Source organism: Kribbella sp. NPDC026611, assembly GCF_040638345.1.
Classification (GTDB): Bacteria; Actinomycetota; Actinomycetes; order Propionibacteriales; family Kribbellaceae; genus Kribbella.
Map to the genome: position 1 here is coordinate 957715 of NZ_JBEZYC010000002.1, position 16206 is coordinate 973920.

The window sequence follows — 16206 nt, forward strand, 5'->3', positions numbered from 1 at the left end:
CATCGATGACCGTGTAACGCCGCCCGGGCCAGAAACTCATCGGTCCCGCGATGCCTATTTCCCGAAGATCTCCGCGGCCCAGTTCAGCTGGGCGAGCTGCTGATACGTCTCGCCGCCCTCGTGCTCGTTGTACTGGTAGACCTCGATCGCCTTCTGCGCGCTGCCGTAGGAGTTGAAGGCCGCGAACACCGTCGAGGGCGGGCAGATCGCGTCCATCAGCGCGACCGAGAACAGCGCCGGTGCCGTGGCCAGCCGGCCGAGGTTGACGCCGTCGAAGTAGCTCAGCGTCCGCAGCGCCGCGTCGACGTCCTGCCGGAAACCCTTCAGGTACCGCGTGATCTCGCCGTACGGGTCCTCGTCGGTGATCCGCACCGCCCGCTCGAAATGGCACAGGAACGGTACGTCGGGGGCGCAGCCGAGCAGCTCGATCCCGGCCAGCGGCGCGAGGCCGGCCGCGGCGATCGAGATCCCGCCGCCCTGGCTGGCGCCGGTGACGACGAGCTTGGCCGGGTCGACGTACGGCGAGGTCCGCGCGGCCTCGAGGGCGCGGACGGCGTCGATGAAGACGCGGCGGTAGTAGTACGTCTCCGGGTCGGTGATGCCGGCGGTCATGAAGCCGGGCGTGTGATTGAGACCGGCGTACGTCGTGTCGTCCGGCGTACTGTCGAAGCCGCCGGCGCTGTAGCTCTGGCCGCGGGTGTCCATCACGAAGTGCGCGTAGCCGGCCTGGGCCCACAGGTTCGTGGCGTGCGGCAGTCCGCGGCCACCGGAGTACCCGAAGTACTGCACGACGGTCGGCAGCGGGCCGGTGGCGCCGGCGGGGACGTGCAGCCAGCCCTTGACCGGCGTACCGCCGAAGCCGGCGAACGTGACGTCATAGGTGTCGATGACGGCGAGCTTGTTGTCGACCGCGGTGAATGTCGCGGACAGGTCGCCGCTGCGCGCCTTCTCGATCGAGCGGCGCCAGAACTCCACCAGGTCGGCGGGCGGGGCCACGTCGGGCCGGTACTCGCGAAGCTGGTCCAGGGAAAGGTCGAACATGGCCATGGGCACGAAACCTACGCCCAGCGGGCGCGCGGATGGAAAACGATCTCCAGAAACTGGACACGCACTCCGTTCCGTCAAGGGGTGGTGACATGAGAGCATGCGTGGCTGAGGTAGCTGAGTAGTCAGTGAGGCCGCGGGGGGTGGCATGCGTCGATCAGTGCTGAACGGGGAGACCACAAGCCGGCAGGAGGTGCTGGACGCGTCGCTGCGTCTCCAGCTGGTGCGGGCGAAGGTGTGCGACGAGGTGGTCGCCAGACAGCCGTGCTCCGGCGACGTGGCCGAGGTGTTCCTGGTGCGGGACCGGACCGCTCTGAAGGACTGGCTCGAAGACCAGTGCGCCAGCTCGCGCGAACTGGTGGCGGTGACCTGGACCAGGCAGCAGTCGCTGGCGGACTACGTGCCCAGCCACCGGTTCAACCAGGAGCTAGTCGCGTCAGGGGTCCGCATGACGAGCTTCTTCGACACCAGCGAAGGCGACCCGATGCTGACCGACTTCTTGATCGCCGCGGAGGACATGCCGTACCACCTGGGCTACGGGCCGATCCAGCTGAAGCTGATGGACGGCAGCAGGGTGATCGTCGAAGGCCCCGTGCTGTCCGGCCACCGCAGCCTGCTCGTGCTGCACTGCACTGAGGCCGTCAACGCGACCAACCAGTACCTACGGGCCGTGCGCCGCGGCTCTGTCCGTGCCAGCGAGCTCCGGTACGACGGCAGCGGTCTGACGCCACGCCAGCGCGTCATCGCGGCCCTGCTCGGCGACGGCTGCACCGACGACGACATCGCGGACCAGCTGACGCTCAGCGTCCGCACAGTCCGGTACGAGGTGGCCAAACTGCTGGATGCGCTTCAGGTGAAGACCCGGTTCGCCGCAGGTCTCCGGTACGCCGAGTCGGCCGACCGGAGTGCCTGAAACGCTTGCTTTGCAGGAACCTGCAACGCATTCGACCGCTCTCGGCGCGACGCGCAGGCTGGCGTCCAGCCCGGTTCCGCGGGCTCACCCAGAGAGGACGCAGAGCATGCCGAACAAGACCATCGCCCGAGCGGTCGCCACTACGGCCGGAGTCGTGGGCATCGCCCTGGTGGGCGCGACCAGCGCGAGCGCCGCCGTGGTGTGGCAGTGGACCAACGCCTCCGGCAACGCGATCGGCCAGGCCACCTACACCGACACCAACAACGTCATCCACGTCAACGACCAGGAGGCCGACGACCACTCGATGGTCTTCGTGTTCCGGCCGAACGGCGGCGGCGCGACCTACGGCTGCTGGGACAACACCGGCGCCGGCACCGGCGGGGTGAACTGCACGATGACCCAGTTCAACGAGAACCAGCTCCTCGAGGGCCGGCTGTGCAAGGGCGAGTGGTCCGCGGACGCGTCCAGCCGGATCATCCTGTGGAACCAGTGCGACAACACCGGCTGGCGCAACTTCCGCAAGTAGCAAGCAGGTAGTCAGCAGATAGCCGGCAGGTAGTCGGCGCGGCAGGAGTGCGCCGTGCGGAGGTGTTCGCGGGCATCCGCACGGCGTCGCTCCCGCCGCAGCCACTCGCCGTACAGCAGCTGAGCGCGTGGGGAGCTGGACGGGCGGCGGATGCGGCAGGAACCTGGTCAGGGTGTTGATCTCGCACGGTGTCGACCGTGACCTGACTGTCGAGGAGCTGTCCGGATGAGCCAAGCCCCAGATGCCCCAGACGGCACTGTGTTGTCCGTCAATGTCGGGATGCCGAAGAACGTCGAGTGGAACGGCAAGACTGTGTTCACCGGTGTCTGGAAGTACCCGGTCGACGGACCGGTGATGGTCCGGCGGCTGAACCTGGACGGCGACGGACAGGGCGACAAGGGCGGCCACGGTGGCGAGCAGCGCGCGGTCATGGTCTACCAGCTCGACTCGTACCGGCACTGGTCGGAGCAGTTCGGCCGGGACGACCTCGAGTACGGCCAGTTCGGCGAGAACCTGACCATCGACGGGCTGCCGGACGACGAGGTGTGCATCGGCGACCGGTACCGCGTCGGCGAGGCCGAGCTGGAGGTCACGCAACCACGGGTCACCTGCTACCGGGTCGGCCTACGGATGGGCGAGCCAGAGCTCCCTGCCCTGCTGGTCAGCCACCACCGCCCCGGCTTCTACTGCCGGGTGATCACCGAAGGACCGGTGCGGGCCGGCGACCCGATCGTCAAGGTCTCCACCGGGCCCGGTGCGCTCAGCGTGGCGGACACGGATGCCCTGCTGTACTTGCCGAATCGCGACACCGCCAAGCTGCGGGTCGCCGTACAGATCCCGGCGCTGAGTCCAGGGTGGCAGGGGTCGTTCCGGGACCTGCTGACGGCGACAGATGCACCCAAGCCGGCATGGGAGGGCTTCCGTCCGCTGCGGGTGACCGAGGTGGTTCCGGAGAGCGCGAACGTGTACTCCATCAGGCTGGCTGCTACTGACGGAGAGGACCTGCCCGCAGCACGACCTGGGCAGTACCTGACCTTCCGGTTGCCCGGTGCCGTGCGCAGCTACTCGCTGTCCTCCCCCGACTATCGCGTCAGCGTCAAACACGAGCCACACGGTGTCGGTAGCGGCTACATGGCTCAGCTGACCGCCGGCACGGTCCTCGACGTCGCTGCACCCCGTGGCGACTTCTTACTGGAGGACGGCGACGGACCGGTCCTCCTGCTCTCGGCCGGCATTGGCCTGACGCCGGTCCTCGCGATGCTTCATGCGTTGGCCGGCACCACTCGCGAGGTCTGGTGGATCCACGCTGCCCGTGGACCGTCGGAGCATCCGCTCGCGGCCGAGGCGTACGACCTGCTGGCGAAGCTGCCCAACGCTCATGAGCGCATCTACTACAGCTCTGTCGACGGCCGGCTGACCAAGGACAAGCTGATCGAGCTGGCGCTGCCTACGGACGCGACGGCGTACATCTGCGGACCGGCGGCCTTCATGACCGACATGCAGGCCGCACTGGCCGAGGTCGGCGTCACGCGGGTCCACACCGAGCTGTTCGGTGCGTTGGCAGCGATCAACCCCGGCCTGATCAACCAGACCGCCCACACACCACACCAACCGGACGGCCCGGCCGGGACGGGACCCTTGGTGACCTTCGCCCGCAGCGGCATCTCCACTGCCATGCGGGACGGCAGTCTGCTCGAGCTGGCCGAGGCGTGCGACGTCGCGACCCGCTGGAGCTGCCGGACCGGAGTGTGCCAGACCTGTGTCACCCCGCTGCTGTCTGGAGAGGTCAGCTACTCCCCCACCCCACTCGAACCCCCGCCGGACGGGGAGACGCTGCTGTGCTGCGCCCGCCCGACAACCGACCTCGTCTTGGACATGTGATGCACGACAAGCTCGAAGTCATCGCTGGCTACGGCAACGTGAGGCCGAAGCCGGGGTGGTCGGTGAGGACGATGTACCCGTCCTCGAGGGTGTAGGCGCCGGGGCCGGGGACGCCTTCGACGATGGGGATGTTGCCGAGGCCGGCGGCGAGGTGGGCGGCGTAGAGGGTCTTGAGCGGGACGCCCCACGCGTGCGGCGATGCCTCGGCGGCGAGGCGGGGCATCGTGCGGCGCCAAGCGGTGAGGCCGTGGCCGATCACGTCCATCAGGGCGACGTCGATGAGTCCCTCTCCGGCGAGACGCAGTACGTGCTCGACATTGGGTTCGTACTCGCCGTCGGCGACCTTGGGGCGGTGCTGCAGCGTGGCCAGGTGCTCGTGGAGGGCCTGGAGGTCGGGGCGGCGCTCGGCGAACGGCTCCTCGATCCAGTAGAGGTCGCAGTCCGCGACGGCGTCGACGTACTCGAGCAGGCCGTTCAGGGTGAAGCCGTCGTTGCCGTCGACCAGGAGGCCGGCCGACGGGTAGAGGTCGCGGACCATGCGGGTGACCTCGATGTCCTGGGCGAGGCCGGCCGCGGTCGGCATCCAGCGGTGGCCGCGGCCGATCTTCACCTTGAAGTCGCGGAAGCCGAACTCGTGATCCTGCTCGAGGTCCCGCCGGATCTGGTCCAGCTCGTCGAAGTAGATCCCTCCGCTGTAGCACCGGACGCGAGGCGACCCGTGCGCGCCGAGCATCGCGTAGACCGGGACGTCCAGGATCCGGGCGGCCAGGTCGTGCAGCGGGTAGTCGAGGAACTCAGCGGCGGGCTCGATCACGCCGCGGTCCGGGTCGATCAAGTCGGCCAGGTTCCGCCCGATCAGCGGCCCCGGGTCCGCGTCGGACAGTGCCAGTCCCCAGCCGGTTGCCCCACGACCGGTCTCCACGACGTACGCCGTGACCTCGCCGCCGCTGCCGTGGTCGCCGAGGAACGAGTTGTGCCCGATCGCCCGGAGGTACCGGTAGCCGAGCTTGGTCGTGGTGACGGACGAGATGACGTGTTGCGCGAGCGTCACCGGTAGACCCCGATCAGTCGGCGGTAGGCGGACGGGTTGCTGAGAACGTCGGTACTGTCGGCGAACTGGTCGATCGCCCCGATCCGGCCGAACTTCAGCACGTCCTCGTCCGTCACCGTCCCCAGGCACGCGTCGGCGAAACGGTCCGCGCCGATCACGAGCGCGGGCCGGTCGAAGTACGGCCTCGGCCGCGGGTCGAGCTCGGCAGTGATCCCGAGCGCGTTGTGCCGTCGCGCCACCAGCTCGTACGCCGTCACCAGCGCGCGCTCGCGCTCCACGTAGTTGCTGGCAGCAACCACCTCCGCGAGCGCCCGGTCGAGGCCGTCCGGGTGGTCCAGCCGAGCGAACGCCGTACCGAGCCACTTGGTGTACGGCGCGTACGTCCGGGCCTGGAGCAGCGCGAGCCGCATCAGGTCCCGGGCCAGTCGGGCAGCCACTACCCGAGAGCCGAGTTCGTCGCCGACCTCGTGGGTGCGCTGGACGAACGCTTCCTCCTGGGCGATCCGCACCCACTGGCAGCCGAGCATCCACCGCCACAGCTGGTCCGGGTACCACGCCAAGGCGCTGCGGACCGCTTCGAGCCGGCCGTCGTCGGCGTACACCCGTCCGGCGACCACACCGAGGAGCTGCTGCTGCGGAGTGACCGCCCAGTCGGCCAGCTCGATCCCCTGCGTCGCGTCGAAGCCCAACTGGCCGCGTAGCCAGTCGCCCAGCGTCGAGACGGAGATGTGGTGCGTCGGCTCCACCTGGTCCCAGCCGAAGCGCACGGCGTACCCCTGGTAGGTGTCTGGCAGCCCCTGCTCCACCCGCTTCCGGACCGGCTCGACCTGGTCCGCGTCGACGAAGACAGCGAGCCGCGGTCCCCAGCCGTGGTCCGTCGACCGCTCGGTGTCGTAGCCGAGCACGTCCGAACCCCACCCGAGCAACCCTGCCGCGTAGCCGATGTCGCCCACCAGCGGCGCGATCACCTCGTCGTGGAAGCCCACGCCCAGCTCGGCCGCACTCTGGAAACCAGCCACCCGCCTACCTCCTTTGATTCCTCCCCCACCCCACCACCCCGGTCGGACGCTTAGAGTGCCCCGGTGACGATTTCGCATGTGGTGTGGGACTGGAACGGGACGCTGCTGGACGATAACCACGCGGTGCTGGCCGCGGTCAACCGAGTATTGACCGGCTTCGGACGCCCACAGCTGACCTGGCCCGAGTGGCAGGCGGTCTACACCCGGCCGATGCGCGTGTCGTACGAACAGGTCCTCGGCCGCACTCTCGACGACGAGGAGTGGGAGCGCGTCGACAAGCTCTACCACGCGCAGTACGACGACCTGCTGCACACCTGTGGTCTCGCCGTGGGGCTGCCGGACGCGCTCCGGGAGGTGGCGGAGAGCGGGCGGACCCAGTCGTTGCTGTCGATGTGGTACCACTCCCGGCTGACGCCGACGGTCGACGGGTTCGGGCTGACGCAGTACTTCACCCGGGTCGACGGGCTGACCGATGCGCTCGGCGGTGGGTCGAAGGCGGACAGTCTGATCCGGCACCTCGCCGTACAGGACCTGGACCCGGCGGAGGTGGTGCTGATCGGAGATGTGGTCGACGACGGGCACGCTGCGCAGGCGGCCGGTACACGCTGCGTGCTGGTGTCCACCGGCGCGATGACCCGGGAGGCGCTGCAGACTACGGGTGCCCCGGTCACCGACTCGGTCACCGAGGCACTTCGGCTACTCGACGTCTGAAGGGACGCCTCGCCCCCGTGAAGTCCAAAGTGCTTGCGGTGTTCGCCCTGCTCGGCTTCGTCTGGATGCTCTACCTGTTCTTCAACGCGGCCGACCTCGAGTACACCGGGCAGCGGTACGAGGAGAAGCACCTGAAGATCAGGTGCGTGTCGCTCGGCGAGGTCGGCTTCATGGGCCGCAACGTCAGCGGCCGCGGCCTGCCCGCGGGTTCCGTCAACGACATCTCGGACTTCGTCGACCAGGCCAAACGGGACGGTGAGGACAACCCAGACCGCTACCGCGCCGAGCTCGAGCAGACCGTCGTCGCCGACTGCCAGACCGCCCGCACCAACCGGCTGACGCTCCTGATGCTGGTCACCACCATCACGAGCGTCCTCACCATCTCCAGCCTGCTCCTCCGCCGCCCCAGGACGCGCATCGAGCACATAGCGGGCAAGGTCTTCCAGAGCTGAGGCCAGGGCGAGGCACGGCTCCGTCTAGGCTGGGCGCGTGGGGACGGGAGAGCTTCGGGGCCGCGAGCGGGAGAGCGCAGTACTGAGCGCGCTCGTTGACGAAGCGAGGTCCGGAAACAGCCGGGCGCTGCTGGTGCGCGGGGAGGCCGGGGTCGGCAAGTCGGCGCTGCTCGACGAGCTCGCGGCGAACGCGCAGGGCTGCCGGATCACCCGCACGACCGGTATCGAGTCCGAGATGGAGCTCGCGTACGCCGGGCTGCACCAGCTCTGCCGGCCGTTTCTGGACCACCTCGACCGGCTCCCGCCACCGCAGCAGGAAGCCCTCGGTACGGCGTTGGGCCAGGTCAGTGGGCCGCCTCCGGACAAGTTCCTGATCGGGCTCGCGGTCCTCAACCTGTTCGCCGAAGCGGGCGGGAAGCGGCCGGTCGTGTGCGTCGTCGACGACGCGCAGTGGCTCGACCTGATGTCTGCCCGGATCCTCGCGTTCGTCGCCCGGCGGCTCGCAGCCGAGTCCATCGTGATGGTGCTCGCGGTCCGCGACGGCCTCGAGCACCAGTTCGCCGGACTGACCGAGCTCGCGGTCTGCGGCCTCGGCGATGCCGATGCGCGGGCCCTGCTCGAGTCGGTGCTGCCTGGCCCGATCGATCCGCGGGTCCGGGACCGGATCGTGGCCGAGACCCGCGGCAACCCGCTGGCGCTGCTCGAGCTGCCGCGGGCGTGGACCGCGGCCGAGCTCGCGGACGGTCTGCCCGAAGGGACGCTGGCCGGCCGGATCGAGGACAGCTTCGTCCGGCGGCTCGAAGTACTGCCCGCTGACACTCGGTTGCTGCTGCTGACGGCTGCGGCCGAGCCGTTGGGTGACCCGACGTTGCTGTGGCGGGCCGCGGAGCGCCTCGGGCTGGGCGCGGACCCAGCGGGTAGTGCGATCGAGTCGGGGCTGATCAGCTTTGGGCAACACATCCGGTTCCGGCACCCGCTGGTGCGGTCGGCAGCGTACCGGATGGCGGCGCCGCACGATCGGTGCGCGGTACATCAAGCGCTCGCGGAGGTGACGGACCCGGAGACCGACCCGGACCGGCGGGCGTGGCACCGGGCGCAGGCGGCGACGAGGCCCGACGAGGGCGTGGCCGCCGAGCTGGAGCGCTCTGCGGAGCGCGCTCGGGCGCGGGGTGGGTTCTTCGCTGCCGGGACGTTCCTCGAGCGGTCGGCGGCGCTGACGCTCGACCCCGCCTTGCGGTCGGGGCGCTTGCTCGCTGCGGCGACGGCCAAGCGCGGTGCGGGTGCGCTCGACTCGGCGCTGGACCTGCTCGCTGGAGTCACGGTCGGGCCGCCGAACGTCGTACAGGAGGCCGAAGCCGAACGGCTGCGTGGCGAGATCGCCTTCGACCAGGGCCGCGCCCGCGAGGCCGCCCGGACTCTCCTGGACGCGGCGCAGAAGCTCGACCCGCACGATCCCGAGCGGGCGCGCATCGCCTACCTCGAGGCGATGTCCGCGGCGATCTGGGCCAGCGGGCCGGACGCGCCGGGGATCCTCGCGTACGCCGCGGCCGCAGCGCCACCACCGCAGCCGTCGGACCCACCGGCCGACATGCTGCTCCAGGCGCTCGCCGTCCGGTTCACCCGCGGGTACGCCGCCGCCGCGCCGCTGCTCGTGAAGGCGCTGGACAAGGCTCGACAGACCGAGATCAGCGCCAAGGACGTCGGCAGCTGGCTCTGGCTGGCCGGTAACCGGGCGGCCGGGATCGTGGCGATCGAGGTCTGGGACCTCGAGGCCGGGCTCGAACTCGCGGCCCGGCAGGACCGGATCGCCCGCAAGACCGGCGCGCTCGTCCAGCTGCAGTTCGCGCTGAACTTCCGGGCCAGCCTGGACTGCCTCGCCGGCGACCTCACCGCGGCCGCCGCCGCAGTCGAGGAAGAGGAGCAGATCGCCGCCGCGACCGGGAACCGGCAACTCGGGATCGGCCGGATGATCCTGGCGGCGAACCGCGGTCACGAAGAGACGGCGACCAAGCTGATCGAGGCGATGATCCGCGAGTCCGGTGCGCACAGCCAGGGCCGGACGGCAGCGTTCGCGACGTACGCGAGCACGGTGCTGAACAACGGCCTCGGCCGGTACGAGCTGGCGCGGGACGCCGCGCTGCAGGTGTTCGAGCAGGACATCGTCGGGTACGGCGCACTCGTCGCGCGCGAGCTCGCCGAGGCGGCGTCGCGGACCGGCGACACCAAGCTGGTCGAGACTGCACTGGCGAGGCTGACCGAGCGGGTCAGCGTCCTGCCCACGGATTGGGGCCGCGGCCTGGAGGCCCGCGCCCGCGCACTGCTGACCGGCGAGGAAGCGGCGTACGTCGAGTCGCTCGAGCACCTGGGTCGGACCAGTCTGCGGACCGAGCGGGCGCGGGGCGCGCTGCTGTACGGCGAGTGGCTGCGCCGGGAGGGGCGCCGGCAGGACGCGCGCGAACAGCTGCGAACCGCTCATGAACAGCTGAGCGCGATCGGGTGCGAGGCGTTCGCCGAGCGCGCGCGGCACGAACTGCTCGCGACCGGCGAGACAGTCCGCAAACGCGTACCGGAAACGAGCAACGACCTCACCGCACAGGAGGCCCAGATCGCCGGCCTGGCCCGGGACGGCCTGACAAACCCGGAGATCGCCGAGCAACTCTTCATCAGCCCCCGCACCGTCGAGTGGCACCTCCGCAAGACCTTCTCGAAACTCGGCATCACCTCCCGTCGCCAACTCCGCACCGCCCTTCCTCGCTGACACCTGAAACCGCGGCGCCCGCTCTCCGGTCAGCTCGGGTGTGACGCGGGTGTGACGGGGCGTTGGGGATGGTGGGGGGAGGGGACTCGGGGTGGGAGGGGTTTGTTGTGGTGATTCAGCCGGACGGTGTGCAGGGGCGCGAGGTTGCGAGTGGGCGGTGGGGGGACGAAGAGGTTCAGTACCTCGCCAATCGGGTGGTGGTGAAGTTTCGGGCACCGGCGGATGTCGGTGAGTACGGCGAGATGGTGGCCGCGTCCGAGAGTCTTGCCGGGGAGCTCGACGGGGCGACGGCGGTGCGGGAGCCGACGACCACCGGGCGGGTGGTGCTGAACGTCTCCCCCGGTACCGACGTCATCCAGCTGGCGCAGGAGCTGAGCAACCGGGACGACGTGCTGTACGCCGAGCCAGATGTCATCGACCACGCCGCGGTCGTCCCGAACGACACGCGGTACTCCGAGCAGTGGGCGTTGCCGAAGGTCAACGCGCCGGATGCCTGGGATCTCGAGACCGGTAAGACGACCGTCGTGATCGGCATCGTCGACAGCGGGATCTCGATGTCCGCGGCCGACGTCCTGGATCACCCGGACCTCAACGACACCGGCCGGTTCGTGCTCGGCACCGACTTCGTCGACGGCGGTACGCCGCGGGACCTGAACGGCCACGGTACGCACGTCGCCGGCATCGCGGCCGCGCTCGGCAACAACTCCAACGGCGTCGCCGGCATGAACTGGGCATCCCGCGTCTACGTCTGCCGCACCTTGGACGTAACCGGCAACGGAAGTGCCGCGGACTTCGCCGACGCGGTCGAGGAGATCACCGACTACGCGGTCGCCAACGGTCTGAAGGCTGTCATCAACTACAGCGGCGGCGGCGCGGCGAGCCAGACCAAGCTCGACGCCTGCAACTACGCGAGCACCCGCGGCATGCTGCTGTGCGCGGCGGCCGGCAACGACAACGGCGGCCCCGTGATCTGGCCGGCGGCGTACTCGACGACGGTGCCTGGCGTGATCGCGGTCGGCTCGACGACCTCCACCGACACCGTGTCCAGCTTCTCGAACGTCGGCCCCGAGGTGACGGTCGTCGCGCCCGGCAGCGGGATCCTCTCCACGCTGCCGACGTACGCGGTGACGATCACCGCCGGGCTCAACTACGGGTTGCTCAGCGGTACGTCGATGGCGACGCCACTCGTGACCGGGCTGGTCGCGCTGATGTGGAGCAAGAACAACGCGAAGACGAACGTGTCGATCAAGCAGTGCCTGATCGACACGGCCGTGAAGCTCGGCGCCGGGACGTTCGACAACGCCTGGGGCAACGGGCGGGTGGACGCGGCGGCCGCCGTGCGGTGCGTGAGCCCGATCTTCCAGCCGACGTTCATCCCGAAGCTCTGCGACCTGGAAACCGTGATCAGGATCAAGTGCCAGCCGGAGTCCCGGCTCGTGCTCTGCCAGCCGGAGTCCCGGATCGTGATCTGCTGGCCGCCGGTGACGAAGCTGAAGGTCAGTTGCCAGGTCTCCCGGCTCCCGATCCTCTGCCCGGTCAACTCCAGCGTGCTGCGCTGCCCGCCCGTCAGCCTGATCGACGGCTGCGCGTCCAACGTGCCCGGGTGTGAGATCGACATCGACCCGACGGGTCCGATCGTGAACCCGCCGATCGGGCGGCAGTTCGTCTTCGTCGACGACGCCGGCCAGGCCCAGGTCTGGCAGGCGCCCGAGGGAGCCGAGACGGAGAGCTGGTACGGCGACGCGCAGTACGTGTACCGAGCCGATGACGGCAGCATGCGTCCGTTCCAAGCCGGGGACGGCGAGTGAGGACGCCTGGTCCGCTCACCCGCAGCTTGCTCGCCACCGGCCTCGTGACCGCCGCCGACATCCACACCCACGGCATCCGCGCCGTCGACACCAGTCGATCGCACGACGTCGTGATCGTGGAGGTCGGCGACGGACGCGGGTACGTCGTCAAGCAGGCGGACCACGCCGACGACGACACCCAGGGATCGCCGGCCCGCGAACGCGCGATCTACCGCCTGGCCACGCGCCATCCGGAGCTGGCCGCTCTGGCTCCGTTGCCACGGCACATCGACAACGACATCCTGGTGCTCGACTACCGGGCTGCCACCCGCACGGTCGCGGAAGTTGCCGTTGACAACGGTTGGTACGACGGCACGCTGGCCGCGGCCCTCGGCCGGACGATCGCGACCTGGCATCGCGCGAGCCGACCGTACGTCGATGAGGTGCCCGCGGCCGGCGCGCCGTGGATCTATCGCGCGCTCGATCCCGAGCGTCCGGCGTACACCCGGACGAACGTCGGCGTAGCACGGCTCCTCGCGCGTCTCGAAGTCGGGCCGCTGGTCGACTGGCTGCCCGAGCAAGCTGACCTGTGGCGGACCGACACGGTGATCCATGGCGACCTGAGGTTCGACAACTGCCTGGCCGGGCCTGATGGCCAGATCTCTTTCATCGACTGGGAGTGCACGACGCAAGGTGACCCTGCCTGGGACCTCGGCGCATTGATCGCCGAACTGCTGAGCCTCTCCCCCGCGACCGACGCCAAATCCTGCGCCCCCATCCTCACTGGCCCTGCCCGCCTGTTGCTCAAGGCCTACGCCGAAACCACCCCGGCGCGGCCCGCCCCCGCCCCGCCTGCCCCCGCGCCGCCCGTCCCCGCGGAGCGGGTGCCGGCGGAGCGCGTGTTCGACGCGGCCGCGGCGCGGCTGTTGCTGCGCGCCGTACAGCTCGCCGGCCGCGGCGATCCAACGCTCGATGCGGAGCTGGACCGCCATCTCGCGCTGACGATGGCGCTGGCCTTCGACTCGTCGGTCCGCCCATGATCGCCGAGGACCTGGCCGCGTTGTCGGCCTTCGTGCCGGGCCAGCAGTCGGTCGAGGCGATGGCGACCCGCCTGTACGTGGAGTGGTACCTCGATCCGCGTCCAGCCCGCCCGCAGACCGGACCACCGACAGCCGTGGAGGTCTCAGCGGCGGCCGCGCTCGACGCGGCGCACGCGGCCGGCGACCGGTTCGAGCCCGGCTGGACCGCCGCGCTCGTCTCCACCACCGGCCGTGTGAAGGCCACGAACGGGCAGACAGAACGGTTGGTCGAGCTCGGCTCGTACGTCGACCTCGACCGCCCCGGCCGCTGCGCCGAACCGGGCGACCGCCTGCTCGTCACCGCCCGCCGGTCCGGTGTCGAGGACGGCTTCTGGATCAGCCGCAGCAGCGACTGGAGCGAGCTGCCGCTCACCCGTCTCTATGTCAACATTTCCTTGCCCAAGGCACCGATTGCCGTCACCCGGATCACCTCGGCTCTCGACGGCCACCGCTACGCGCTGAAGGTCGCCCTGGCCACCGACGGACAGCAGCGCCCCGACAGCCTGGTCATCTATCTCGAACGCGACGCCTACCACCGCGAGCTCGCGCAGCTGCTGGCTCCCTGTCTGGCCGACCTGATCGAACTTCTCGAGCCCTGGACCCCGCGCTTGACCGCAAGCCTCGCGCCCGGCATTGCCGCCGCCGACGGCGCGGCCGACGGAAGCAGCTACGGCGCCGAACTCTGCCGGCATCTCGCCGCCGCTCTCCACCCGGGCTCCGACCCGGCGACCGTCGCGCTCGATCTCTTCCGGCAACTGGGCCTGAACCCCGACCGCCCCTATCTCGAGGCGGGTGAGACCCGTGACTACTACTGCCTCAACTGAAACCGAACTCACCCCGACCGAGGCAGGCGACCTGGCTGCGGAGATCGCCGACGCCCTCAACCACCAGGCGCTCTGGTACGAAGACCGCTGCCTCTGGCTGGGCGACGACGTCGAGCCCACCGCCGCCGAACCCCGCCTGATCCACCACGACACCGGCGCCGCCCTGTACGGCGGCACCGCCGGCATCGGCTGGTTCCTGGCTCACGCAGCCCACCACACCAACAACCCCACCACCGAACGCACCGCGCGAGCCGCCCTCCACCACGCCCTGACCTGGGCCGAGAACACGGGCAGCCCGGGGCTGTTCACCGGGGTGGCTGGGATTGGCTGGGCGGCTTATGACGCTGCTCGCGTGCTGGACGATACCGGGCTGGCAAAGCGTGCACTTGTCGTCCTTCGAGGGGCACTGGCTGGGCGGCAGGAGTTGTCGAACGAGCTGATTGCTGGGCGTTCCGGGCTGGTTGTAGCGGCGTTGTCCACGCAGGACGACGAGCTGCTGGAGAGTGCTGTGCGGCTCGGTGAGCAGCTCTTGGTTGACGAGGAGCCGGCCGGAAACGAGCCGCGATGGTGTGGGCTCGGTCATGGGCGGTCCGGGCCGTTGCTCGCCTGCGCGGACCTGGCGCGGTTGACCGGAGACCAGCGGTACGTCGACGCGATGCTCGAGCAGTGGCGCGCCGAGCGAGCGTGGTTCGGTACGGCGGGATGGCCGGACCTGCGCGAGTTCGACCGCGCGGCGCTGAGCTCCGGCGTACGGCCGACGTACCCGGATATGTGGTGCCACGGCAGCATCGGAATCGGGCTGGCCAGGCTCGCCGCCTGGAAGTCGACCGGGCAGCCCGGGCTCTTGGCGGACGCGACCGCCGCGCTCCATCACGCCGAGCTCGCGACGGCTGCGTTGTTGCAGTCGGTCCCCGGGGGCTACGCGGCCAACTTCTCCCTTTGCCACGGCGCCGCCGGACTGATCGAGCTGTTCATCGTGGCAGCGAACACGCTGAACGATCCGTCCTGGCTCTCCGCGGCCGCCGCAGTGGTATCGACCGGTCGGGTCCACCAAGAACTGGGACACGCCTGGCGCTGCGGGGTCGAGCCCGGAGCCGAAGTACCCGGCCTGATGCTCGGCCTCGCCGGTACCGGCGCCGCGCTCCTCCGGCTCGCCCAAGCAATGGACGAGCGCCCGACGATGCCTTCGCCGCTGGTGCTCGGCGCCGACGATCGACGTACGCTCGACGCATGACTGACGAGAGCGGCCGGCTGAACCGGGTGATCGTGAAGATCGCGCCCCACGCGACGGCAGCTGCGATCGCTTCCGAACTGGTCGCAGCGGTCGACGGCTCCGAGCTCGTCCGCGTCTCGCCGTCCGGCCGCGTGGTCCTGTCGCTGCCCACATCCTCGGACGCCGCCGAGGTAGCGGCCCGACTCTCGGAGCGCGACGACGTCACGTACGCCGAAGCCGACGTAGTGGACCGCGCGCAGCCTGACGCTTGATCAACAGGACAGCGCGGGGAGCAGACGGGTGAGGGCCGCAGTCGGCGGGACGCCGAGCTCGCGGTTCAGCAGCTTGGCGTAGCGGTGGTAGTGGCGGACCGCTTCGTTGACATTGCCTTCGGCCAGGTGGAGCTCGATGACCTCCGCATGTGCAGATTCGCGCAACGGCTCGGCCTCAACGGCGACCATCGCAGCCTCGAGCGACGCGGCGTACCGTCCGGCGAGCCGGAGGGACCTGCAGAGTACGTCGAGAGCATGCAGCCGCAGTTGCCGATATCGCTCGCGAGACGCCAGCACCCAGTCGTCGTACCAACCGTCGAGCAGATCACGCGACAGCTCGTCGGGCGAGAGATCCGCCCCGTCGCCCTCGCACAACCGCCGCACCCGCGGCACCATCTCGCGGAAGTCGACCCGCACCCCGTCGGCCAGCCACAGATCACTCGCCGACCCGTCGAGCAACCGAGCCGCCCGATGACAGCGCCACAAGGCCGTCCGCAACCGCGCGTGCGCCCGCACCTCACTGATATCGGGCCAGATCGACGCCGCGACAAACGTCCGATTGACCGCCCGCCCCTGCCACGCAACGAACGCAATGACCCGCTGCTCAACCGGATTGAGCACCACCGGCACGCCGTCACAAGCCACCCCGAAACACCCCAGCAACACCACACACCGC

The 16206-nt window shown here is 69.9% G+C and carries 15 protein-coding genes; 11 read left to right on the forward strand and 4 right to left on the reverse strand.

Annotated elements, in window-relative coordinates:
• Nucleotides 1–54: 54 nt before the first annotated feature.
• Nucleotides 55–1047 (reverse strand): acetylxylan esterase, encoded by a 993-nt coding sequence (locus AB0E69_RS10585; RefSeq protein WP_360142510.1) that lies wholly within the window; start codon nt 1045–1047, stop codon nt 55–57.
• 145 nt (nt 1048–1192) lie between these two features.
• On the opposite strand from AB0E69_RS10585, the gene AB0E69_RS10590 reads away from it, so the two are divergent.
• The 3 genes from AB0E69_RS10590 to AB0E69_RS10600 all read left to right on the forward strand — a co-directional run bounded on the left by AB0E69_RS10590 (nt 1193) and on the right by AB0E69_RS10600 (nt 4364).
• Nucleotides 1193–1957, forward strand: coding sequence for a LuxR C-terminal-related transcriptional regulator (locus tag AB0E69_RS10590; RefSeq protein WP_360142512.1), 765 nt, complete (start codon nt 1193–1195; stop codon nt 1955–1957).
• Nucleotides 1958–2063: 106 nt separating this feature from the next.
• Nucleotides 2064–2483, forward strand: a complete 420-nt coding sequence (locus tag AB0E69_RS10595; RefSeq protein ID WP_360142514.1) for a hypothetical protein — start codon at nt 2064–2066, stop codon at nt 2481–2483.
• 225 nt (nt 2484–2708) lie between these two features.
• Nucleotides 2709–4364, forward strand: coding sequence for an MOSC and FAD-binding oxidoreductase domain-containing protein (locus AB0E69_RS10600; protein ID WP_360142516.1), 1656 nt, complete (start codon nt 2709–2711; stop codon nt 4362–4364).
• A 28-nt stretch (nt 4365–4392) separates the two neighbouring features.
• Here the strand turns inward: AB0E69_RS10600 and AB0E69_RS10605 are convergent, their stop codons facing one another.
• Together AB0E69_RS10605 and AB0E69_RS10610 are read right to left on the reverse strand one after the other, a co-directional pair.
• Nucleotides 4393–5415, reverse strand: a complete 1023-nt coding sequence (locus tag AB0E69_RS10605; protein ID WP_360142518.1) for an enolase C-terminal domain-like protein — start codon at nt 5413–5415, stop codon at nt 4393–4395.
• Nucleotides 5412–6434: a DUF4037 domain-containing protein gene (locus AB0E69_RS10610; protein ID WP_360142519.1), complete on the reverse strand. Its 1023-nt coding sequence runs from the start codon at nt 6432–6434 to the stop codon at nt 5412–5414. Before AB0E69_RS10610 ends, AB0E69_RS10605 begins: the two co-directional genes overlap by 4 nt.
• Before the next feature lie 63 nt (nt 6435–6497).
• Between AB0E69_RS10610 and AB0E69_RS10615 the strand changes: the two genes are divergently transcribed.
• From AB0E69_RS10615 to AB0E69_RS10650, 8 genes are all read left to right on the forward strand, one after another.
• Nucleotides 6498–7145: an HAD family hydrolase gene (locus AB0E69_RS10615; protein WP_360142520.1), complete on the forward strand. Its 648-nt coding sequence runs from the start codon at nt 6498–6500 to the stop codon at nt 7143–7145.
• Nucleotides 7146–7162: 17 nt separating this feature from the next.
• Complete coding sequence (locus AB0E69_RS10620) at nt 7163–7597, forward strand: hypothetical protein (protein WP_360142522.1); 435 nt, start codon at nt 7163–7165, stop codon at nt 7595–7597.
• A gap of 37 nt (nt 7598–7634) precedes the next feature.
• Nucleotides 7635–10355: an AAA family ATPase gene (locus AB0E69_RS10625; protein ID WP_360142524.1), complete on the forward strand. Its 2721-nt coding sequence runs from the start codon at nt 7635–7637 to the stop codon at nt 10353–10355.
• Between the two features lie 107 nt (nt 10356–10462).
• The gene (locus AB0E69_RS10630; RefSeq protein WP_360142526.1) at nt 10463–12163 is read left to right on the forward strand and encodes a S8 family serine peptidase; all 1701 of its coding nucleotides are present in this window, start codon (nt 10463–10465) and stop codon (nt 12161–12163) included.
• A complete protein-coding gene (locus AB0E69_RS10635; RefSeq protein ID WP_360142528.1) occupies nt 12160–13182 on the forward strand; it encodes an aminoglycoside phosphotransferase family protein in 1023 nt (340 codons plus the stop codon). The genes AB0E69_RS10630 and AB0E69_RS10635 overlap by 4 nt, the downstream gene beginning before the upstream one ends.
• Nucleotides 13179–14045, forward strand: coding sequence for a T3SS effector HopA1 family protein (locus tag AB0E69_RS10640; RefSeq protein ID WP_360142530.1), 867 nt, complete (start codon nt 13179–13181; stop codon nt 14043–14045). The genes AB0E69_RS10635 and AB0E69_RS10640 overlap by 4 nt, the downstream gene beginning before the upstream one ends.
• The gene (locus AB0E69_RS10645) at nt 14023–15279 is read left to right on the forward strand and encodes a lanthionine synthetase LanC family protein (protein ID WP_360142532.1); all 1257 of its coding nucleotides are present in this window, start codon (nt 14023–14025) and stop codon (nt 15277–15279) included. The genes AB0E69_RS10640 and AB0E69_RS10645 overlap by 23 nt, the downstream gene beginning before the upstream one ends.
• Nucleotides 15276–15530 carry a hypothetical protein gene (locus AB0E69_RS10650; protein ID WP_360142534.1) on the forward strand — a complete coding sequence of 85 codons (255 nt, stop codon included), beginning with the start codon at nt 15276–15278 and terminating at the stop codon, nt 15528–15530. The genes AB0E69_RS10645 and AB0E69_RS10650 overlap by 4 nt, the downstream gene beginning before the upstream one ends.
• Here the strand turns inward: AB0E69_RS10650 and AB0E69_RS10655 are convergent, their stop codons facing one another.
• Entirely contained in the window at nt 15531–16175 is a 645-nt protein-coding gene (locus AB0E69_RS10655) for a bacterial transcriptional activator domain-containing protein (RefSeq protein WP_360142536.1), read from the reverse strand. It abuts the gene before it with no gap.
• Nucleotides 16176–16206 lie beyond the last annotated feature (31 nt).